17 protein-coding genes are annotated in these 21,578 nt (G+C 68.6%); 8 read left to right on the top strand and 9 right to left on the bottom strand.

Features of this window, described 5'->3' with window-relative positions:
- Positions 1-45: 45 nt before the first annotated feature.
- Genes JRI60_RS51650 through bluB form a run of 3 tightly spaced genes read right to left on the bottom strand, consistent with a single transcriptional unit; the run spans position 46 to position 2,628 of the window.
- A complete protein-coding gene (locus JRI60_RS51650; protein WP_204223540.1) occupies positions 46-933 on the bottom strand; it encodes an AraC family transcriptional regulator in 888 nt (295 codons plus the stop codon).
- Positions 934-966: 33 nt separating this feature from the next.
- Positions 967-1,887 (bottom strand): NAD(P)/FAD-dependent oxidoreductase, encoded by a 921-nt coding sequence (locus JRI60_RS51645; protein ID WP_204223539.1) that lies wholly within the window; start codon positions 1,885-1,887, stop codon positions 967-969.
- A 60-nt stretch (positions 1,888-1,947) separates the two neighbouring features.
- Positions 1,948-2,628 carry a 5,6-dimethylbenzimidazole synthase gene (gene bluB / locus JRI60_RS51640; protein WP_204223538.1) on the bottom strand — a complete coding sequence of 227 codons (681 nt, stop codon included), beginning with the start codon at positions 2,626-2,628 and terminating at the stop codon, positions 1,948-1,950.
- A 164-nt stretch (positions 2,629-2,792) separates the two neighbouring features.
- On the opposite strand from bluB, the gene JRI60_RS51635 reads away from it, so the two are divergent.
- Positions 2,793-4,163, top strand: coding sequence for a hypothetical protein (locus JRI60_RS51635; RefSeq protein WP_204223537.1), 1,371 nt, complete (start codon positions 2,793-2,795; stop codon positions 4,161-4,163).
- Positions 4,164-4,312: 149 nt separating this feature from the next.
- Positions 4,313-8,059, top strand: a complete 3,747-nt coding sequence (locus JRI60_RS51630; RefSeq protein WP_204223536.1) for a hypothetical protein — start codon at positions 4,313-4,315, stop codon at positions 8,057-8,059.
- Positions 8,060-8,143: 84 nt separating this feature from the next.
- Here JRI60_RS51630 and JRI60_RS51625 read toward each other — a convergent pair whose 3' ends face one another.
- The 5 genes from JRI60_RS51625 to JRI60_RS51605 form a co-directional block, all read right to left on the bottom strand.
- Positions 8,144-8,650 carry a hypothetical protein gene (locus tag JRI60_RS51625; protein WP_204223535.1) on the bottom strand — a complete coding sequence of 169 codons (507 nt, stop codon included), beginning with the start codon at positions 8,648-8,650 and terminating at the stop codon, positions 8,144-8,146.
- A 75-nt stretch (positions 8,651-8,725) separates the two neighbouring features.
- Positions 8,726-9,880 carry an SGNH/GDSL hydrolase family protein gene (locus tag JRI60_RS51620; RefSeq protein ID WP_204223534.1) on the bottom strand — a complete coding sequence of 385 codons (1,155 nt, stop codon included), beginning with the start codon at positions 9,878-9,880 and terminating at the stop codon, positions 8,726-8,728.
- Positions 9,881-9,927: 47 nt separating this feature from the next.
- A complete protein-coding gene (locus JRI60_RS51615) occupies positions 9,928-10,815 on the bottom strand; it encodes an oxygenase MpaB family protein (protein WP_204223533.1) in 888 nt (295 codons plus the stop codon).
- Positions 10,816-10,858: 43 nt separating this feature from the next.
- Positions 10,859-12,091, bottom strand: coding sequence for a type II toxin-antitoxin system HipA family toxin (locus tag JRI60_RS51610; RefSeq protein ID WP_204223532.1), 1,233 nt, complete (start codon positions 12,089-12,091; stop codon positions 10,859-10,861).
- 1 nt (position 12,092) lies between these two features.
- Positions 12,093-13,772: a DUF262 domain-containing protein gene (locus JRI60_RS51605; protein ID WP_204223531.1), complete on the bottom strand. Its 1,680-nt coding sequence runs from the start codon at positions 13,770-13,772 to the stop codon at positions 12,093-12,095.
- Between the two features lie 172 nt (positions 13,773-13,944).
- Between JRI60_RS51605 and JRI60_RS51600 the strand changes: the two genes are divergently transcribed.
- From JRI60_RS51600 to JRI60_RS51590, 3 genes are all read left to right on the top strand, one after another.
- Positions 13,945-14,394, top strand: a complete 450-nt coding sequence (locus JRI60_RS51600) for a universal stress protein (RefSeq protein ID WP_204223530.1) — start codon at positions 13,945-13,947, stop codon at positions 14,392-14,394.
- A 120-nt stretch (positions 14,395-14,514) separates the two neighbouring features.
- A complete protein-coding gene (locus JRI60_RS51595) occupies positions 14,515-15,960 on the top strand; it encodes a M20/M25/M40 family metallo-hydrolase (protein WP_204223529.1) in 1,446 nt (481 codons plus the stop codon).
- Positions 15,961-16,090: 130 nt separating this feature from the next.
- On the top strand, positions 16,091-16,465 hold the full coding sequence (locus JRI60_RS51590) for a hypothetical protein (RefSeq protein ID WP_204223528.1): 375 nt from the start codon (positions 16,091-16,093) through the stop codon (positions 16,463-16,465).
- A 54-nt stretch (positions 16,466-16,519) separates the two neighbouring features.
- On the opposite strand, the gene JRI60_RS51585 is transcribed toward JRI60_RS51590, so the two are convergent.
- Complete coding sequence (locus JRI60_RS51585) at positions 16,520-17,971, bottom strand: amidase (protein WP_204223527.1); 1,452 nt, start codon at positions 17,969-17,971, stop codon at positions 16,520-16,522.
- A 264-nt stretch (positions 17,972-18,235) separates the two neighbouring features.
- Between JRI60_RS51585 and JRI60_RS51580 the strand changes: the two genes are divergently transcribed.
- The 3 genes from JRI60_RS51580 (at position 18,236) to JRI60_RS51570 (ending at position 21,520) form a co-directional block, all read left to right on the top strand.
- On the top strand, positions 18,236-19,024 hold the full coding sequence (locus JRI60_RS51580) for a WecB/TagA/CpsF family glycosyltransferase (RefSeq protein WP_204223526.1): 789 nt from the start codon (positions 18,236-18,238) through the stop codon (positions 19,022-19,024).
- Positions 19,025-19,092: 68 nt separating this feature from the next.
- Positions 19,093-20,217: an acyltransferase family protein gene (locus tag JRI60_RS51575; RefSeq protein ID WP_204223525.1), complete on the top strand. Its 1,125-nt coding sequence runs from the start codon at positions 19,093-19,095 to the stop codon at positions 20,215-20,217.
- A gap of 22 nt (positions 20,218-20,239) precedes the next feature.
- Positions 20,240-21,520 (top strand): carbamoyl-phosphate synthase, encoded by a 1,281-nt coding sequence (locus tag JRI60_RS51570; protein WP_204223524.1) that lies wholly within the window; start codon positions 20,240-20,242, stop codon positions 21,518-21,520.
- Positions 21,521-21,578 lie beyond the last annotated feature (58 nt).

Genomic DNA, 21,578 nt, shown 5'->3' with positions numbered 1-21,578 from the left:
GCCGATGAGTGTGGAACCCGTTCCGATCCATCCCTCGCGAGTCCTCTATCCGGCGGTGGCGCGCCGTCTCCAGGCCGCCGGGGTGACACCGTGGATGCGCCGGAACAGGCGGATGAAGTGGGTTGCGTCCGCGTAGCCCACTCGCTCGGCGATGATGTCCACCCGCTCGTCCGTGCCCCGCAGGCGCCGCCGGGCCTCGGCCATGCGGTACTCCAATATCCACTCACCCACCGTGCGGCCCGTCTCCTGGCGCACCACGGCGGCCACGTGGGGACCTGACCGTCCGAGCGCCCGGGCCACGCTCGCCAGGGACAGCGGCTCCAGGCAGTTCGCCTCGATGTGCGTGAGCGCCTGCCGGGCCAGGCTCAGTCCCGGGGGATCGGGCATGCGCGGCGGTGTGGCGATCCGCTCCAGCTCCACGAGGATGAGCCGCAGCAGCGCCGCGCAGGCTTCCTCCTGGCCTCGCTCCTCGTGGAGTAGCTCCTCCTCGAGGAGCTTCATCCATCCCTCCAGTCGCTTGCGCTGGGCGGCCGAGGGCTTCAGCACCGGATGGCATCCGCTCCTCACGCGAAGCAGGGGGCCGAGCTTCAATCCCCGCTCGCTGCCCCAGCCCTCGTCGGAGGGAAAGGCCTCGGGGTGGAAGGCGAGTCCCCAGCCCTCCATGTCCTGGAAGTGGGAGGCGCCGTGCGGATCTCCCGGGGGGATGAGGTGCACATCCCCCTCGTTCAGCACCTGCTGCCCCGCGTGCCGCACCTTCGTCTGCCCGCGGGTGATGAGCATGATGACGGCATACGAGTGGGTGGTCATCCCCCGGGCCGGGCTGGAGGAGATCGGCCCGTAGCGTCCCACCCAGATGGGGAGCTGGTGGCGCTCGAACTTCTCCCACGAGGGGGGGCGGTTCCTGGGCTCCTCAAAGACTCGGCGCGAGGGCATCATCACCGTCGTAGCCTCTCTCCGGGCACTGGCTCAACCCCCTCGCGTGGCGTTCTCCATGTTGAGGGAGTGGTTCATCATGTAACCGGCCATGGCCCCCGCCGAGGCCCCGACGAGCGCGCCTTGCAGCAGCGTCGTGAGGTCCCCCGCCGCGTGGATGCCGGGGACCGAGGTCTGCTTGTGGGGCTCGTCCACGCGCACGAATCCCTGCTCGTCCAGCGCGAGTCCGAGCTGCCCCACGAGCTGTTGCACGAGCGGGGTCTGGCGTTGGGGCGGCCGGGCGAAGAGCACCTGGCGCGCCACTCGCGCTCCATCCTCCAGCTCCACCGCGTGGAGGTGTTCCTCCCGGACGAGCAGCTGGCGGATGCGCCGCTCCTCCAGGCGGACCCCCGCGTGCTCCAGGCGCGACCGCTGCTCGGGAGGCACCGCGAGGGCTCCATTCGTGAAGACCACCACGTCCTTCGACCAGCCCGTCACGAACAGGCCGAAGTCGAGCATGTGCTCGTCCGTCGCGAGCACTCCCCAGGCCTGGTCGCGCACCTCCCAGCCGTGGCAGTAGGGGCACTGGAAGATGCTCTTGCCCCACAGCTCGCGGTAGCCGGGCAGGTCCGGCAGCACATCCACCATGCCCGTGGCGAGCAGCACCCGCCGGGTCTCCACGACTCGGCCTCCCTCCAGGCCCACCCGGAAGCCCGAGTCCAATCGCTCCACCGAGAGGACTCGCACGTTCTGGTACTCGACGTCATAGGGGCGGAGCTGCTCGCGGCCGATCCGCCGGAACTCCTGGGGAGGCGTTCCATCGCGGGTGACGAAGCCTTGGATGTGCTCGGCCGCGGCGTTGCGGGGCGTTCCCGCGTCGCAGAGCAGCACCTTCTTCCGGGCGCGGCCCAGCACGAGCGCGGCACTCAGGCCCGCGGGGCCTCCTCCGACAATCACCACGTCCTTCGAGTCCATGTCCCTCATCCTCCGGAGGAACAAGTACGCAGGGGCCTGGTGGGTCTGTAGGGCGGGTTCTCAGGTGGAATCGGCGGATCGGCGGGTGCCGGTGGCGCCTGTTCCCCACCGGTTCTCCCAGACCAGCGCCTCCAGCGGCCGGCGCGAGTCCCAACCCTCGAGCTCCAACATCGGCCGCTCATAGAAGGCATCGACATGGCCCAGGCACAAGATGGCGATCGGCTCGCTGCCTTCCGGTGCGTCCAACAGCTTCGCCAGCTCGGCGGGCTCGAACAGCGAGACCCATCCCATGCCAATGCCCTCGGCCCTCGCGGCGAGCCAGAGGTTCTGGATGGCGCAGCTGGCGGAGGCCAGGTCCATGTTCGGCAGGGTGCGCCGGCCGAAGACATAGCGCTCGCGCTGGTCCGTCAGCGCGACGACCCAGAGCTCGGGGCACTCCCGGATGCCCTCCACCTTGAGGCGCATGAACTCCTCGCCGCGCGGGCCCAGCGCCTCGGCGGTCCGGACGCGCTCCCGGTCGACCAGTCTGGCGACCTCTCCCCGAAGTGCTTCATCGGTGATGCGGATGAAGCGCCATGGCTGCATGAAACCCACGCTCGGCCCGAGGTGCGCCGCGTGGAGCAGTCGCGCGAGGACCTCTTGCGCGATGGGCTCGGGCCGGAAGTGGCGCATGTCACGGCGCTCGCTGATGGCCTTGTAGACGGCTTCGCGCTCGGCGGGGGAAAAGCGGTGTTTCGTCATGGCGCGAAGAGATACTTCGTTCCAGACGGCTCGCGGTGCACGGACGTGCTGGAGCGGAATCCGAGAATGCCCGCCTGCCCGACCCCGGTGGACGATGTCGCCGCCCGCTCGCGTGCACACCGTCGCGAGGCCAGCGGTCCGCGGGCGTGAAGGAGGGGGACGGCGTGAAGAGCGAGTGGGGACTCGGGGTCGCCGTGTGTCTGGCGCTCGTCGGTTGCGACATGGGGAGGGAGTCACCGGAGTCCGCGTGGCCTTCCTCGGTCCAGGCAGGGGCCATGCGAGAGGAACGCGGCGCCACGCGCCACGCGCGTCCGGTGGCGGGCGCTGTCTTCGGGCGCACCGTCGGCGTGGACCGCAAGGGCAACACCTTCGTCTCGCTCACCTACGAGCGCGGGGGCGTGGACCTCGGTGGTGGCGCGCTGCCCGGCGAAGCGGGGCTCGCGCTGGCGAAGTACGCGCCGGGGGGCAAGCACCTCTGGTCACTCGGCTTTCCCACCTATACGGGCATCCGCCCCACGGTGTCCGCCATGGCGGTGGATGCCTCGGGCAACCTCTATATCGCCGGGGAGCACCGCGAGCCCTCGCTGAGCCTCGGCGGCGAGCCGGTGCCCTCGGGGCCCTTCCTGGCGAAGTACGCGCCGGATGGCACGCACCTCTGGTCCCACCCCGCGGCACTGCCGGGCGTGACGCTGCTCCCCCCGAGCGCCCTGGCCCTGGACGAGGAGCACGGGCACCTCGTGGTGGCGGTGAACTTCCTCGATCCGGGGCGCGCCATCGGGAGCGCGCTCGTCGGCCGGGTGCGGGTGGAGGATGGCGGGGTGCTGTCGCTCGAGCCCGTGGTGCGCTGGGGCAGCCTGTCGGTGACGTCGCTCGGGCTGACGGCCTCGGGCCACATCGCCGTGGCGGGCTTCTTCGAGGGCAAGGTGGACCTCGGGGGCGGCCCGCTCTCCACGGCGCTCCGGCGCACGCCGTTCATCGCCCGCTTCACCCCGGACATGCGCCACGTGTGGTCGCGCGGCCTGTCGGGCGCCGAGGGCGTGGCCACGGGTGTGGCGGTGACGTCGGGGCGCGTCGTCGTGGTGGGAGAGTACTCGGGGGCCTTCACCTTCCGGGGGCAGGCGCAACCGGCGGACGGGAAGGACGCCTTCATCGCCGCATATAATGATGAGGGCCAGGAGGTGTGGACCCGCCACTTCGCGGAGAGCGCCACGGCGGTGGCGGTGGACGAGGAGAACCGCGTGGTGGTGGTGGGGCAGTACTGCCCGGGAGACGACGCGGGAGGCCCGAGGCTGCCCACGCGCGCGAAGGGCGGGGCGGACAACCACCTCTTCGTGGTGAAGCTCTACCAGGGTTCCGGGGGGCACGAGTGGTCGCGAGGCCTCCTCTCGGACGGCGTGCTGCGCGCGAGCGCCCTGGCGGAGACGCGCGCGGGGGAGGGGGTGATCCTCTCCACGGCCCAGGGCTCGGTCGACGTCGGCACCGGGCGAATGTCGGTGCCCCCCGACTCCGCCGTCCTGCTGCGGCTCGGCCGGTAGGCCACCCCCACGAGGGGTGAGGGTGAGCCAGACTCCCAGGCGTGATCGTCTCGGGCGGCGAAACTCAAAATCCCGGATTCCGATAATCTCGGACGGACGGATTTTCCCGACAATGAGCAGGGCCTTTTCGCGCCTGGGAGTACCGAGCGATGACCACGATCAGCGGCAACGGAAGCGCGGCGGCAGCTGCGGCGGCGGCGGCAGCGGCCAGAGCGAGGGCCGAGGCGGAGGCCCGTCGCCGTGCGGCGGCGGAGGCGGCGCGGAAGGCAGCCGAGGCGGCGCGGAAGGCGGCGGCGGAGGCGGCGAAGAAGGCCGCCGCGCAGGCAGCGAAGGCGGCGGCGGCGAAGAAGGCGGCCGAGGCGGCGAAGGCGGCGGCGGCGAAGAAGGCGGCCGAGGCGAAGAAGGCTGATCCAAAGAAGGATCCGGCGGCGGCGAAGAAGGCCCACGAGGAGGCGAAGAAGGCCCACCAGGAGGCCGTGGCGAGCCAGAAGGCGGCCGAGGCGGCCCAGAAGGCGGCGGAGCAGGCGAAGGCCGAGGCCGTGAAGACGGCCCAGGTGGCCCAGAAGGCGACCGTGGAGGCCAACGAGGCCGCCAAGGCCGAGGGCAAGCCCGAGCCCTTCCCGCTGCGCAACGAGCTGCAGAAGACCGGCTTCGAGGCGGCCAACGGCGGTGATGCCAGCGCGAAGCTGGGTGGCGCCTCCGGTCCGTCGACGAAGGAGCTGCAGTCCCAGCTCGACGCCAACAAGGACTACGAGCGGCTCGCGCAGAAGCCGGAGACGCGCCAGGCGCTGGACAAGCTGGGCATCAAGGATGGCAGCGGGCTGAAGGATCTGGGCGAGAAGCTGGTGCGCTCGGCGGACGGTGACGCGGCGCGCGATGCCGCCACCACGAGGCTGGAGGACGCGCGCAAGGGCACGGAGCCCAAGGCGCTCGCGGACATCCTCCAGGCCGCGGGCAAGGCGGCGGGCGGCGAGGCCGCCAAGGTCGTGGACCAGAAGTTCGCCGAGGCGGTGGCGGGCGGGAAGACGCCTCGCGAGGCGGCCCTGGCGCAGAAGGCCGACGCCATCCCCGAGGAGACGAAGAAGGGCCTGGAGAAGCTGGGCGTGAAGCCGGAGGAGTACGCCGGCGCCAGCAAGAAGGCCCAGGAGCACCTGGCCGCCGCCGGTGATGCCGCGGTGAAGGGCAAGCCGGAAGAGGCCCTCTCGCACCTGAGCGACGCCGCTTCCGAGGGCTCGCGCGCGCTGGCGGAGAAGGGCCTCGCGGCGCTGGCCGAGCAGGCGAAGCCGGGCCTGGGCCGCGAGCTGCTGAAGGACCCGAACGTGGCGAAGCAGGTGCTCGACGACAAGGGCACCAACGCGGCGCTCGGGAAGATCCTCGGTGGGGACCCCAAGGCGAAGCTGGAGGGCCTGAAGGACCTGACGCGCGACGACGCGCTGCGCGACACGGCGCTGAAGGCGGCCAACAAGGACACGGACATCCAGGCGTCGCTGAAGAAGGCGGGCCTGGAGGCCAAGGACCTCGAGAAGCTCGGCAAGGGCGCCGAGGGCGTGCTCGACGCGGTGGGCCAGCTCGAGGCCGGCCACTCGGACAAGGCGCTGGGCTCGCTGCGCGACGCGCTGAAGGCCAACCCCGAGCTCGCCCAGGGCGAGGTGGCCAAGAAGCTCCTCGGCAAGGTGGCGGCTGGCGCCGAGGGCCTGGCGAAGGACCTGCTGTCCGACCCGAAGGTCCGCGAGAAGGTGCTCGAGGGCGGTGCGGCGGCGCTCGACGCGGTGGCGAAGCTGGCCAACGGCGAGACGCAGCTGGCGGGCCTGGCCGACCTGGCGAAGAACGAGAAGCTGCGCGACGTCGTGGCCAACGTGGCGGGCAAGGCCCAGGCGGTCAAGGACGCGCTGGCCAAGGTGGGCCTGGAGCCCAAGGACCTGCTGCACGCCAAGGACGCGCTGCCCTCGCTGCTGGACGCGGCCCAGAAGGTGGCCAACAAGGACTTCGGCGGCGCGCTCGACAGCGTGCGTGACGCGCTCCAGAAGAGCGGCCCGCTGGGCGAGAAGCTGCTCGAGGGGCTCGCCAAACAGCTCCCCGAGGGCATGGGCGTCGGCAAGAGCATCCTGAAGGACCCGGCGGTCATCCAGGAGCTCATCCACAACGACGAGGCCTTCGAGTCGGCCAAGAAGCTCCTGCAGGACGGCAAGCAGCTGGAGGGCGTGGCCGGCCTGCTGAAGAACGAGAGCCTGCGCAACGCGGTCATCGACGCGGCGGCGAAGGACGAGACGATCAAGGCGAAGCTGGACAAGGTGGGCCTGACGGCCGAGGACCTGAAGCAGGCGGGCGCGGCGGCGCCGCACCTGGTCGAGGCGGGCCGAGCGCTCATCGAGGGCAACGACTGGAAGAAGGCGCTCGACGAGCTGGGCCAGGCGGGCGGCGCGGCGCCGGACCTGCTCAACAAGCTGGGCCAGAAGATCTACGAGAAGCTCCCGGCGGGCGTGCAGGAGAAGCTCTCCAACCTGGGCATCACCCAGGAGCACCTGAAGGAAGCGGGCGCGGCGCTGCCGCACCTGGTGAACGCGGGCGAGGCCTTCGCCGCCGGCAAGCCCGAGGAGGCGCTGAAGGAGCTCGGCCAGGCGCTGCAGGGCTCGCCGGAGATCGTCTCCACGATGCTCAACAAGGTCGGCGAGCACCTGAAGCCGGGCCTGTTGAAGGACGTGCTGACGGACAAGAACCTGGTGAAGGAGCTGGTCTCGAACAAGGACCTGCACGCCTCCATCGGTCAGCTGCTGAGCGGCACGCCGGAGGGCATCAAGGAGGGCCTGCGAGGCATCTCGGCCAACGCGCCGGCGATGACGGCGATCGCCGATTCGCTGTGGAAGAACGAGGGCCTGCGTACGAAGCTGGAGAAGATCGGCTTCGAGTCGGCGGAGGACCTGGCGGACGCGGGGTCGGCGCTCGACGACATCATGACGCTGAAGGAGTCCATCGAGAACAAGGACTTCGGCCAGGCCATCGAGGCCTTCGGCGGCGTGATCAACGATCTGCCGGACGGGCTGAAGGACCGGATCGCGGACAAGCTCACGAAGACGATGAAGCTGCCGCCGGGCCTGGCGGACGTGGTGCTGCAGGGTGGAGAGGCGCTGTCGGACCCGGAGATTCGCAAGAGCCTGGGCGAGGCGGTGAACGCCTTCACGAAGGGAGACGTGCCGGGCTTCATCGAGGCGCTGGGGGCCACGGGCGAGAAGCTCGCGACGAACCACCCGGACGCGGCGGTGGGCTTCCTGGACCTGATGAGCAAGCTGCCGGGCAGCGTGGGCCGCTTCTTCGGGGACCACACGCTGAACGAGGGGCTGGTGAAGTCGGGCTCCATCTCCGAGGTGTTCCAGGCGACGCAGAAGCTGGCGTCGGGGGACATCACGGGAGCGCTGGGTGACGTGATGCAGGCGGTGGGCAAGGTCATCGGCTACGGCGAGAACTACAAGCTCGAGGTGCCGGTGTGGCCGCACAAGCCGAGCGTGACGCTGCCCTTCGGGCGAGAGGGCCTGGAGCTGATGGGCAAGCTGGCCAAGCAGTTCGTGGCGGCGCTGCCTGAGTCGGTGCGCACGACGATCGAGAAGAAGATCGCCGAGGTGGTGGCGAAGGCGGGAGGCGCGGCCATCCCGGGCGGCAGCATCATCAGCGCGATTGGCGACGGCAAGGACCTGTACGACGAGTTCAACAAGGACCCGAAGGACTGGACGAGCATCGCGCTGAAGGGCTCGGAGGTGGCGCTGGACGTCGCGGGCACCTTCGGCCTGGGACCGCTCGTGGCGCCGTTGCGCACGGTGGTGGGGACGGTCGACACGCTGCACGACGTGTCGAACATGATCCAGGACGTGAACAGCTTCGGAAAGGAGTTCGCCTTCGGGTGAACGCGGGTCAGACCCTCTCCCTCTGGGAGAGGGACGGGGTGAGGGTATAGAGGACCGCGGGCTGAACCCCGAGGTCCTCGACGCTCAGCGTTGCTTGGATCGAATGAACGCTGCGGCGGCGGTGGCCTTCTGCGAATCCGAGCCGCTGACCTCGGTCATCCTCTCCGCGGGAACACCCTTGAGGAACGCGCGGACGGTCTTCTTGGCCTCTTCGACGTAGTAGTCGTAGGTCTGGTCGTTCATGCCCAGCTTGTGGGCGCGAGCGCGCTCGTTCTGCATCTGGTCGAAGGAGAGGACGACGGCGTCTGGCTTCAGTCCGTAGGTGAGCCAGGTGACGCTGTGGAGGGCGATGCGGGACTTGCCCTGGGTGAGCTTGTCGAGGGCGGCCTGGTAGAAGGGGGCCATGCGGGGGTCGGCGCCGACGGTGTCGATCTCCAGGAGGGCCTTGCGGGCCGCGGGGTCCTCGGAGATGGCGCGAGCGATGTCATCCTGGAGGACGAGGAAGAGGTTGGCCTGGGAGGCGGCCTGCTTCATCCAGGGAGTCGGCTCGTTGATGGGAGAGGCGTCGAACACGACGATGAAGCGGTCCATGGTGGGGGCTCCAGGAGAGTCGGGCGGGGCGAGCATACACGGAGCCCCGGACGTCCCGCGACGGCACGGAGAGTGTCAGAAGCCGAGCTCCTGGAGGACGGGAGCGATCTCATTGGCCATCTGCTCGTGGACCTCGGCGGTGGGGTGCCAGTCCTCGCCATAGGGGTCGCTCACGACGGGCGAGTAGGAGAAGTAGTGGACGTTGGGGTCGTCCAAGGCGGCCACCATGTCGCCGACGTACTTCTGCATGTTCGTCCATTGCTTGAGGCCGGGCGGGTAGTTGTCGTTCATCATCGGGCCGATGGAGCAGATGATCTTCGCGTTGGGGTAGTACTCGCGCAGCTGGACGACGAAGTCCCTGTAGGCGTCCTTGAACGGCTGTTCGGGCGGGGGGTGGGGCAGCTTCGTGTTCTCGTCGACGACGTTGAAGTCGTTGTTGCCCAGGTTGATGATGATGATGTCGGGGACGAACTTCGAGGTGTCCCAGAGCGGCTTCTCCTGGCTGGGGAAGACGCGCGGGTAGAGGCCGGGGAACGTCTTGTCCCTCTCCGTGGCGCCATTGAGGTTGCGGTAGACGCCGGTGCCGGAGATGCAGGTGGTGACGACATCGGCGTCGAACCTGCGGCCGAGCAGTGAGCCGTAGGCCTTGGAGATGTCCTCGTTCTTGGAGTGGTAGCCGGTGTTGGGCTCGGTGTAGGTGGGGGCGAAGATGCGCACCTCGTTGCCGTAGCCGCAGCTGATGGAGTCGCCGATGATCTCCAGCCGCTTGGTCTTCTGGGGCGGGGGCTCCAGGATGATGCCCTGGAGGCTGAGGCCGAGGAACTGCATGTCACCGGCATAGGACTCGGTGCGCTTGACGATCTCGATGAGGTGCTCGCCCGGCTTGAGATCGCGGGCGCCCTTGTAGAAGCGCGCGTCACCCTGCTCCAGCTTGATTTTCGCCTTCGTCTCGCCGTCGACGATGACGTTGACCCAGTTGGTGTGCTCCTCGCCGCCGGTGCCCTTGTCGGCGAAGGCCACGTCCACGCCGGTGCAGTTGCACCGGAAGCGGATGGTGACACCGGGGTGGGCATACGTCGGGCCATCGAGGGTGGTGCGGTCCATGCGCCCGATGAGCTGCAGGTTGGGGTCATCCGCGGCGTAGTCGAACCAGGGCTCGAAGGGCTCGCACCCGGCCATGACGAGGACGGGCACCAGCGGGAGCAGCCAGGCGAAACGGGAGTGGCTCATCCGTGTTTCCTCCTGGACTCGGAGTATCACGAAGGAGGAGGGGAGCGTCACCCGCCGTGGGACTGGCCACTGTTCACGCGCTCGCGTTGGGTACCCGGAGGGCCGAGCTGTTCGATGTCATATCCATCCGGGTAGCTCTTGTGGTGCAACCGGGTAACAAGTTTTGGATGGCGGCGTTCTGGGAAGGCGCGGATCACGAGGCCGCGGGCGCGCAGCAGGCCCTGGACGGAGCGTTGGAGGGCGTCGGGAGGCCTGGGGAAGCCGAAGGCCTCGCGGAGCGGGTCATCCATCATCGCGTGGATGGCGGGACGGCCGAGCCGACGAAGGGGCCGGGGCAGGTACAAGCTGAGGAACAGCTCGCGCGTGGCCTCGCCGATGCGTCGGTTGGTCTCCGAGTAGCGGAAGTGGGTGCGCTCGTACTCGACGTTGAAGCGCTCGAAGGCCTCGTAGGAGGAGGGGATGTCGCGGATGTTCATCATCCGTCCCACGTTGCGCCAGAAGAACCAGGTGGCCAGTCGCTCGTGCTCGCTGTAGGGGCGCCAGCCGAAGCGGTCGATCCACCGGCGCGGCTCGAGGACGAAGGTGGAGAGGACATAGAGGTAGTCCTCGTTGGGGATGTGGAAGCGGTGGTGGAGCTGGTTCATCCGGCGGATGGCGCGCCGGCCGCGCTCGCTGTGGTAGCCGTTCTCGACGAACTCGGCGATGAGCAGCTCGGTGTCGTCGTAGCGCCGCTGGGTGCGCTGGATGAATTCGCCGGTGGTGTCGAGCAGGCCGCTGATGCTTGGCACGGCGTAGGTGCGGAAGAGGGCGAACTCGAGCGCCTTGCGGCTGTCCCAGGGGAAGTCGTGGTACCAGCTCAGGAAGAGGATGCGCTGATCATCCTTCTCCGGGTCGAGCCGTTGGATCTGCTGGAGGATGGTGCGTTGGAAGCGCATAGGGGGCCAGCAGGGCACTTAACAGGAGCGCAGGCGCGGTGCATTACGCTCCGTTGAGGAGCGGGACCCGCTTCCAGTGGGACTCGATGCGCTGCTTGAACTCCTCGGGGATGGGCAGGGTGCCGCGGAGCTGCTGCCAGGACTGGAGAGTTGCTTCCACAGCGGACTTCACGACAGGGAGGACGTTCGTGCTCTCGATGCCCAGCTTGCGAGCCAGGCGCTCGAATGCTTGCAGGGACACATCCTCGAAACGTTTGGAGCGGGCGAGGTTCAGCGCGAGCGTGTCGTTGCGGATGTACTGGAGGGTGGAGACGAGATCGTAGGCGGGCGAGAGCGTCGCGTGGATGCTGTCGGGGTAGAGCAGGGACCAGTTCTTGTGATGAGCGTCGCCGTTGCCGATGGCGATGATGAAGACGAGCCTGCGCAGGAACTCGTGGAGTGCTTCCTGGCCCGCGACGTTGAGGATGATATTGGCGATCGTCTCGTAGTTGTACTTCTTGTACTTCTCGTCCGAGTAGAGCCCGAGTACCTGGGCCATGTCCTCCATGTGGACACGGTGGCCGGGCTCGGGACGGTCGAAGCGGCGGATGGCGAAGGCGATGTTCTCGCGCAGCACGATGCCTTCGGGGAGCCCCTCGAGGTTGGCGACCTCGAACAGGCCGATCTCGGGAACCTCGATGCCCGCGGCCCGGGCCCAGGTCATCATCGAGTATTCGTTCTCCGGGACGCGGTCGTAGCGGTTGTCGGGCAGCTTGACGATCCAATCTCCCCCCCGCCCGCCCACGGGCAGGGTCATGCCCCGGTCCCTGCGCAGCATGGAGAATTTGAGCTGCACCCCGGCGAGAGAGAACCGGAGTTGCTCCTGCTCGGGCACCTGCGTGCTTGGGGCCTGGGCCTCCGCCGCGAGCCTGGAGTCGTCCCAGGCCAGGGGCGTAGCGGGGGTGACGACGACAGCTCCGGGAAGATCCTCACCGAGCCGGGCGATGAGGAAGAACTCCCGGTGCTTGGAGATGCCTTCCTTCTCCGCGATGAGCTCACGGAGAGGTCCCTCGGGAAGGAGATTGGAGAAGAAGGGGGGAAGGCGCATTCGACTGCTGTGTCGCCGGGTGAGGTCTTCCTCGAAGGTCTGCCCCAGTACGGGCCGCGGGTAGCGTTGCCGGTACTCCTCGGAGATGACGAACTCCGAGACCTCGTCGGCCAGCAGCGTCAGGGTCCCCACGTGGATGTTCTCGAGCCGGACCTCGAGAACCCCGAGCTCTTCGCGAGTGGGCCGCACCTCAGTCCTCCTCGTCGGAGACGATCATCGATCGGAGGGAGCCGTGGTCCGCGGCTTCCCAACGGGCGCGCGAGTCCAGGAAGCGGCGGATGTGGTCTGTCAGGAGGTCGCCTCGCAGCTCTACGAACGAAGTGAAGTCCTTGTGGTGGAGCGCATCGATGGCACCGGGCGGAACGGCATGGCTCTGGAGCACCTCGGGCGCCATGGACAGAGCGGATCGAAGCAAGGAGTACAGGGGCGGGTCGGCCACGGGTGGATGGATGAGCCGATTGGCGAGGGTGTCCTGCGAGTAGAAGGTGATGCTCCAGTCGGGACTGCTGGTCTTGGAGAGGATTCGCGCCGACGGGAGGATATGTGGAAGGGCGGCGGCACCCTCCCGTTCCAGGAGCGCGGGGACATCGAGGAGCTGACCGCTTCGCAAGTCACGGGGTTGGAACGAGAGCAGTGCGTTTGCCTCGACCTTGGTGCGGAACGTCGTGAGCTTGAAGGTGTCGAGCCGGATGTGCAGGTCGGCGCGATACATGCCGGGCGGGTGCAAGAAGGTGAGCAGCTCCTGGAGGGTCTTCTCCTCGTCGGGTCCGATGGATTGCAGGTCGTTGCGGATCGACGTGAGACGGAGGGTTTTGAAGAACAGGTTGGCGATGACGCGCCAGAACCAGCGGGAGAGCAACTCCCGCGAGCGGGGTGAGGGCTGGGGATGGAGGTGGAAGAACCGGGCCAGCGGGACCAGAAGGAGCTTGTGGGGCAGCAGGAGGACATGGGGAATGCCCGCGTCGCGCTTGAGGAAGACGATTGCCGCGCGCAGGGCCTGCTCTGTCTGCCTCAGTGTCTCGGGCATGCTGCCTTCGCCCTGGAATTGCTGTTTGAAGTCCTTGTTGATGTCGAGCCCGCGCACGGCGAGCACGGACTTGAGCAGCCACTCCTCCTCGATGGTGCCGAATCCCAGCTCCCGCAGATTCTCCGAGAGCGCCTGCAGGTCGGAGGGTTGCTCCTCGTTCCGGGTGCCGTGGAGGGCGTTGAAGACTTCCGCGCGCGTCAGGGGTTTTCCCGCGGAGTTCAGCCGCCCGAAGATGACCCGGAGGACCTCCTGGTCGTCGGTCTCGACGATGTACGCGGGAGCCTGGTACTCGCGGATGGCCTTGCCGAGCTTCATCGCCGCCCGGGTGTGATGGGGATTGTCGGCCCGGCCCGGGTAGCGGTCCAGCCAGTCGAGGAGCTGCTCACTGTCCAGCACCCTGTTCATGGGCAGCCAGTAGGGGGGAGGGGTTGCGCGTCTGGCGAGCCGGACGAACTCCTCCTGCTCCAGGTCGAAATAGAGCGCGAAGTCGTCGTGTGCGGCGTCCCCTTCCAGGGGAGGGTGCAGCAGGACGCCGGTCAGCGCGGTGATGCGCTGCTGTCCATCCACGGCCCACAAGGCCTGTGCGGTCTGGGGTGCGTCGATCTTCACCGGACCGAAGTGGAGGACGGTCGCGGGCGCTTCCCGCTTCCAGAAGAGCAGTGTGCCGATGGGGTAGCCGCGATAGACGCTGTCCAACAGGTCTCGAACGTCGTTGGCCTTCCAGCGGAGCCGTCTCTGGAACTCGGGAACGCGCACCTCCCCCCGGCGGACGCGGTCCAGCAGATCCTCGATGCTGAATGCGGTGGCCTGGGGCCGCCGTGAGAGTGGGGTGGGGGGTGGCATGGTGCTCCCTACGGACGGTCTGTAGCACGGCTCCGGACAGCCTCAAGGTGCAGGAATTGCGCTGGGTGCGCGGCCACGCAGCCTTTGCGCCGTGCGCCTGGGCGCTCCCGAGGGGGCACGGGTGGGAACGACCATTGCACCAAGCCTGGGTATCTGACCCAGGAGTGGAACCATGAGCAAGATCCAGCGAATCCTCGTGCCGGTCGACTTCTCCGAGACCTCGAAGAAGGCCCTGGAGTACGCGTACTTCATCGCCAACCGCTTCGACGCGAAGCTGGACGTGCTGCACGTGTGGCGTCCGTCGGAGTACGCGGGGGACGAGATGGTGGTGCTGACGCGCAGCGAGCCCGAGCTCACGCTGTCCACGTTCCTGCGCAACCACGCGGACCAGCAGCTGTCGGGCTTCCTCCAGGGCGTGCCGCACTCGAAGCAGCTGCTGGAGTCGGGTGAGCCGGCGCAGGTCATCGCGAAGGTGGCTGGCGAGGGCGGGTACGACCTCATCATCATGGGAACGCACGGGCGCACGGGCCTGTCGCACATGATGATGGGCAGCGTGGCGGAGAAGGTGGTGCGGATGGCGCCCTGCCCGGTGCTCACGTACCGCACCCCCGAGAAGAAGTAGCCCGCCCGGCCGTGAAGCGGGGAGGGAGCCGGTGCGTCCGGCGGCCCTCCACGGTTGAGCTTGCGAGGAAGCGCGCCCGGGACGAGAGTGCGGACAGCCCTCTCTTCCCGGAGTCACGACGTGCCCTCGGCCCTCCCCCTGTCCGCCGCACTTCTGTCCCTGCTCACCGCCGCGCCGAAGGCGCAGGCTCCGGTGGCCGCTCCGAAGGACCCGGGCCCCTCGCCACAGGTGGCGGCGCAGCTCATCGGGGCGGCGCTCTCGGAGGGCCGTGCCTACGCGCGGCTCGCGGAGCTCACCGATGGCATTGGCCCGCGCCTGTCCGGCTCCGAGGGCGAGAAGGCGGCGGTGCAGTGGGCGAAGCGGAGCTTCGAGGCCGATGGGGTGAAGGTGTGGCTGGAGCCGGTGAAGGTGCCGCGCTGGGTGCGAGGCGAGGAGAGTGGCCGGGTGCTCGCCTCGGAGCGCTTCCGTGAGCACCCGCTGGCCCTGCTGGCGCTGGGAGGCAGCGTGGGGACGCCCGCCGAGGGTGTCACGGGCGAGGTGCTCGAGGTGCGCTCGCTGGAGGAGGTGGCGGGGCTGGGCGAGAAGGTGAAGGGGAAGATCGTCTTCTTCAACCACGCGATGGCCGAGGCGGCGGATTACGGCAAGTACGCCGGGCTGCGGACGCGGGGCGCGTCGGTGGCGGCGAAGTCGGGGGCGGTGGCGGTGCTGGTGCGCTCGCTGGCGACGGCGTCGCTGCGCTCGCCGCACACGGGGGCGATGCGTTACGACGAGGGCGTGCCGCAGATTCCGGCGGCGGCGGTGTCGGTGGAGGACGCGGAGCTGCTGCACCGGCTGGTGGCGGGCGGGCCGGTGAAGGTGGAGTTGAAGCTGGGGTGCCAGACGCAGCCGGACGCGGACTCGTTCAACGTGGTGGCCGAGGTGAAGGGCCGCGAGAAGCCGAAGGAAGTGGTGCTGCTGGGAGCGCACCTGGACTCATGGGACGTGGGGACGGGCGCGCACGATGACGGCGCGGGCGTGACGATGGTGATGGAGACGGCGAGGCTGCTCGGGAAGCTGAAGCCAGCGCCGAGGCGCACGGTGCGGGTGGTGCTCTTCGCGAACGAGGAGAACGGGCTGCGGGGAGGCAGGGCCTACGCCGAGGCGCACGCGGCGGAGCTGGGCACGCACGTGGCGGCCCTCGAGATGGACTCGGGGGGAGGCAGGCCCCTGGGCGTGACGTTCCGGGCGGGCCCTGGGGGCGAGGAGCTGGTGCGTCCCTGGCTGCAACCGCTGGAGGCGCTGGGGGCGGGGGTCATCCTCGCGGGGGAGGCGGGGGGAGCGGACATCTCGCCGCTGATACCGGCGCGGGTGCCCTTCGTGGGGGTGAGGGTGGACAGCAGCCGCTACTTCGACGTGCACCACTCGCATGCGGACACGCTGGACAAGGTGAACCCGAAGGACCTGGCGCAGAGCACGGCGGCGCTGGCGTGGGTGAGCTACGTGCTGGCGGAGGTGCCGGGGGTGTTGCCGCGACCCGAGGCCCCGCCGGCCGCGCCGCCGACGACGCCCAAGCCCGCGGCGCCGTGAGTTTCAAATCAAAACAACGAGAACAACCCCCCAACACCAACACCAACACACCAACCCCTCTCCCTCCGGGAGAGGGACGGGGTGAGGGTATCGAGAACCCCGGGTTCCCACCCGTGAGAGTGGAGAAGACATGAGCAAGAACCCGGACCCGGAGGATCGCCGAATCCCCCGCGAGGGTCAGCTGAAACAGGAGCACCGGGAGTCCATCCTGCGAGCGCTGAAGGAGACACACGAGCGCGTGCACGAGGCGTATCCGGACCGGGCGAGCCCGAGGCTGTCACAGGGCTGGGTGGACCGGAGGAGGCTGCTGCTGGTGGACCTGGCGCTGCACCTCTGTGAGGAGGCGGTGAAGGGAGAGACGGTGGGGACGCGCGAGCTGGCGGAGCGGGTGCACTCGGTGCTGTTCGTGGCGAAGGATCTGGCGCCGGGGCACGCGATCGAGAAGGCGGCGGAGTTGGTACTCGAGGCGCTCGGAGAGGGGGAGCCAGGACTCCAGGTGGATTGACCGTGTATGCCCCCTCTCCCTCTGGGAGAGGGCTGGGGTGAGGGTCTTCGCCGCTCAGTACCCCGGGGGCTTGCGAAACTCCCCGGTGACCTCCGAGAGGGCCTCGCAGACGGCGAGCAGCTCCTCGTCCTGCCACCTGCGGCCGACGACCTGGATGCCCAGGGGAAGGGGCGAGTCCACGAGCCGGGTGAGGGGAAGCACGACGACGGGGTGGCCGGTGAGGTTGAACACGGAGGTGAAGGCGCAGGTGCCGGTGATGTAGGGGACCTGCTGTCCGTCCACGTCGATCCACTCGCCACTGCGGCGGTGGGTGAAGGCCTGTCCGACGGTGACGGGGCACAACCAGGCGTCCCATTGGGACAGGAAGGCCTCGACCTTGCCGGTGATGCGGTCGTGGATGGCGAGCGCCTCGATGTACTCGGACATCTGGCTCTGCACGCCGCGAACGATGCCGCGGTTGAGGGAGGCATCGCCGCGCATGGCCTTGAAGCGGAGGCTGAAGACGAAGCGGGCGAGGGACTGCATCTCGGCGCCGATCTCCGCGCCGAGCACGCGGCCCCACACCTCCCACAGCTCGTCGTAGTCGAGGTTCCTGGGCCCGGCGCGCTCGACGCGGCAGCCGAGCGACTCGAGGGTGCGCGCCAGCTTCTCGAGGGCGGAGCGCGTCTCGCGTGACACGGGCAGGCCGCCGAAGTCATCGGTCCAGGCGATGCGATAGGAGCGCAGCTCACGGGGGCGCACGTCGCGCAGGGGGACGGGGGGGACGTCCCAGTCCTCGTCATCGGGGCCGGCGAGCAGCTTCAGTCCCAGCTTCAGGTCCTCGAGGCTGCGCGCGAGCGGCCCGGCGGCGCCCTCGTAGCGCACGCCGCGGGGGCGGCCGGGCATGGGGGGGATGTGGCCGGAGATGGGGACGCGGTGCTCGGTGGGCTTGAGGCCGAAGATGCCGCAGTAGTGCGAGGGGACGCGGATGGAGCCGGCCAGGTCGCTGCCCACCTCGAAGGGGGACATGCCGGTGGCGACGGCCGCGGCGCCGCCGCCGGTGCTGCCTCCGGGGGTGCGCGTCTCGTCCCAGGGGTTGCTGGCGCGGCCGAAGAGGTGGCCATTCGTCTGCAAATCCAACGTGAAGGTGGGCAGGTTCGTCTTGCCCAGGAGGATGGCGCCGGCGGCCTTGAGCCGGGCGACGACGGTGGCATCGTGCGTGGGCACGTGGTGCCGCAGCCGCTTGTAGCTGCTGGTGGTGCGCACCCCGGCCGTCATGAACGAGTCCTTGATGGTCATGGGCACCCCGTGCAGGGGGCCCCAGGACTCGCCGCGGGCGAGGGCCTCGTCGGCCTCGAGGGCGCGCTGGCGGGCGCGCTCCTCGTCGATCGTCACGAGGGCGTTGAGGCGCGCGTTGTGCCGGGCCACCTGCCTCAGGTGCGCTTCCAATAGCTCTCGGGCCGACACCTCGCGAGCCCGTACCAGGGCCGCGAGCCGGTGGGCCGGAAGGAAGTGGAGCTCCTGCATAAGGCGCCTTCCTCCGCGCGGTGTGCGCTGCGTCGTTGACTCCAGAAGCTAGACACGAGTCACGGCGGGTCCGTCCTCCACTGTCCGAAAGTCTCCTCCGGGCGTTCACCAGCGGGCGGAGCGTGTGGCGGTTCCTGTTGGCGGAGGACACTCGGGTGGGGGTGAGGTCACCGGACACCCGGCGCGAGGAGGGGCGGCAGGGGCCGTCAACCCGTTCCGGAGCCCGGCCGGGTCAACTATCCTCCGGGCTCCTCAGGAGGAAGCATGCAGAGCCAGGAGGGCATCAAGGCCGAGCGGGCGCGCAACTTCATCACGTTGATGGAGCGCATCCGCATCATCGACGACGAGGCGGCGGAGCGGGCGCTGCTCGACGAGCTCACGCGCCCGGAGCGTCCCTTCATCCTCTCCTTCGTCAACGCGCACGCGGTGAACCTGGGGTGGAATCAGCCGGGGATGCTGGACGGGCTGATGCGCTCGGACATGCTGCTGCGCGACGGCATCGGGGTGAAGCTGGGGCTGAGAGCCTTCCAGAAGCCGTTCGGGCTGAACATGAACGGGACGGACTTCATCCCCAAGATTGCCCGGGCCTACAAGGGGCGGAAGGTGGCGCTCTTCGGGACGCGCTCGCCGTGGTTGGACAACGCGCGGCGCACGCTGGAGGAGTGGGGGCTGAGCATCGTCGCGAGCCAGGAGGGGTTCGACCCACCGGAGACGTACGTGCGGCTGGCGGTGGAGACGAAGCCGGACCTCATCATCATGGCGATGGGCATGCCCAAGCAGGAGCAGGTGTCCGTGCAACTGCGCGAGGCCCTCACGCACCCGGTGCTCATCGTCAACGGGGGAGCCATCCTGGACTACATCGGGGGCAAGGTGCCGAGGGCGCCGCTGGTGATGCGCAAGACGGGGATGGAGTGGCTGTTCCGTCTGGCGGTGGAGCCCCGGCGGCTGTTCAGCCGCTATGTCCTTGGCATCCCCATCTATTTTTCCCACGTGGCGGAAGTGAGGCTGTCAGGTGGGTCGGGGCAGACGGGCGGGCGAGCGGAACCCCAGTGAGGCTGCTGCGGGGCCACACGGGCACCTCTTGTGACGCGTCGGGAATTCTGCGTTCCTAATGGGCGGACATGGACTCCGCCAAAGCCGCCCATCAGGCGTTTCTCAAGACCAAGACCTTCGGAGCGCTGGACGGGCTCCGAGCCCTCGCCATCTTCGCGGTGGTGCTCTACCACGTGCTGGAGGCACGCGAGGGGCTCGTGGGTCGCTTCTACCTGAGCGTCTCGCTGTTCTTCGCCATCAGCGGCTTCCTCATCACCACGCTGCTGCTGCGCGAGCGCGAGAGCACGGGCACCATCTCGCTCAAGGGCTTCTACGCGAGGCGCTCGCTGCGCATCTTCCCGCTCTACTACGCGGTGACGGCGCTCTACATCGTGCTCGTGTACGTCTTCGAGCAGGACATGGTGGTGCGCGGGGCCTTCTTCGACAACGTGAAGTACTACCTCACGTACACGTCGAACTGGTTCATCAAGCTGGAAGAGGGCCGCATCATCTTCTACTTCGCGTGGTCCATGGCCACCGAGGAGCAGTTCTATCTGCTGTGGCCCTTCGTGGTGCGCTACTTCAAGAGCACCTGGGGGCCGGTGGTGTTCATGTCGGGGATGCTGGCGGTGGGCATCTTCATGGGCTGGGCGACGAAGACGGGCTACCTCGACACGACGCACCTCTGGGTGCGCATCCTGGCGAGCATCTCCATCTCCGTGTGCATGGGCTGCCTGTCGGCGTACCTGGTGCACTACCCCAAGCCCTTCGAGTGGACGTGGAAGGTGCTGGGGCAGGTGTGGAGCGTGCCGGTCACCGTCGTGCTGGTGTTCTTCGCCATCTACAACCACGACACGCCGCTGTGGCTCTCGTCCTTCCTGCTCACGGTGATGGTGATCGCCATGTGCATCCGTCCGCACCACGTGCTGGCGCCGCTCATCGACCACAAGTGGCTGCGCTACGTGGGCTCCATCACCTACGGCATCTACCTGATGCACATGATTTCGCTGAACATCGTGCGCCGGGTGGTGCCACACAACCTGATTCTCTATTACGTGCTGACGCTGGCGCTGAGCATCGGCCTGGCGACGCTGAGCTACCGCTACTTCGAGAAGCCCTTCCTGAAGCTGAAGAACCGCTTCGACTGGCGCGACAAGAAGCCGGTGGAGCCGGCGGCGCAGCCGGTGGCGAGCACCCCGGTCGGTCCGAGCTAGGCCCACGAGGAAATCCGACACCATGACGAAGCTGGTCCGTCCCCCCATCCTGCTGACGATGGCCGACTACTACGGCACCCTGGCCGCGGTGAGGTGCCTGGGCCGTCGGGGCATTCCGGTCACCGTGGCCGAGTCCAAGCTGTTGGCGCCCGCGCGCTGGAGCCGCTACGTGACGCGGCGGGTGGAGTGCCCGGAGGTGGGGGACTCGGACGCGTTCCTGGAGTGGCTGTTGCGCTTTGGCGAGGCGGAGCCCGGGCACGTGCTGTACCCCACGAGCGATGACATGGCGTGGCTGTTCGCCCTGCACCGGGAGGAGCTGGGGAAGCACTTCCGGATGTACCAGCCGGGGGTGGACGTCATCTACGGGCTGCTGAACAAGCAGAAGCTCCACGACCTGTGCAAGGACGTGGGGCTGGATGTGCCGGACACGTGGTTCCCCGAGGGGGAGGCGGACCTGGAGAAGGTGGCGGCCCAGGCGCGCTTCCCGGTGCTGCTCAAGCCGCAGACGCAGATTCTGTTCGAGAGCCACGTGAAGGGCTCGCAGGTGGAGCGCGCGAGCGAGCTGTTGCCGCGCTACCGCGAGTTCCTGGAGCGCAACCGGTACGGGCGCAAGCTGATGGAGTACGACGCGCGGGCGAACCGGCCGATGGTGCAGGCGTTCTACACGGAGGCGGCGCAGAACATCTTCAGTCTGAGCGGCTTCGTGGACCGGACGGGCGAGCTGTTCGTGGCGCGCGGGGCGGTGAAGGTGTTGCAGCGGCCGCGCAAGCTGGGCATCGGCCTGTGCTTCGAGGAAGTGCCGGTGGACGTGGAGGTGGCGGAGAAGGTGCGGGCCCTGTGCAAGAAGCTGGGCTACCACGGCACGTTCGAGGTCGAGTTCATCCGGGCGGGCGGGAAGCAGCTGCTCATCGACTTCAACCCGCGCTTCTACAGCCAGATGGGCTTCGACATCGCGCGGGGCAGTCCGCTGCCGCTGTTCGTGTACGAGGCGGCATGCGGGCACGAGGCGCAGCTGGGAGACCTGGCGCGCGAGGCGCTGCAGTGGAAGGGCGGGGGCCAGTACATCTACTGCCACCGGGGCATCTTCGAGCTGCTGTTGAGGGCGCAGGGCCTGTCGGGGCGGCTGTCGGGAGACGAGGTGCGGTACTGGCGCGAGTGGTACGCGCGCAACCGGGAGCGGGCGGTGGACGCGGTGCTGGACACGGGTGACTGGGTACCGTGGATGGTGGACGTGGCCATGCACCTGCGCTCGTACGCGAGGCACCCGAAGGGCTTCATCCGCACCATGGTGCTCGACAAGTAGGGCGGGGCGGAGGAATCCGCGGGCTTGCGGGCCGCGCACATTCGTCTACGCTGCCGCC

The sequence above is a fragment of the Archangium violaceum genome, assembly GCF_016887565.1.
Taxonomy (GTDB): Bacteria; Myxococcota; Myxococcia; order Myxococcales; family Myxococcaceae; genus Archangium; species Archangium violaceum_B.
The sequence above is the reverse complement of the archived record's forward strand: the minus strand, read 5'-3'. Positions and strand labels throughout refer to the sequence as shown.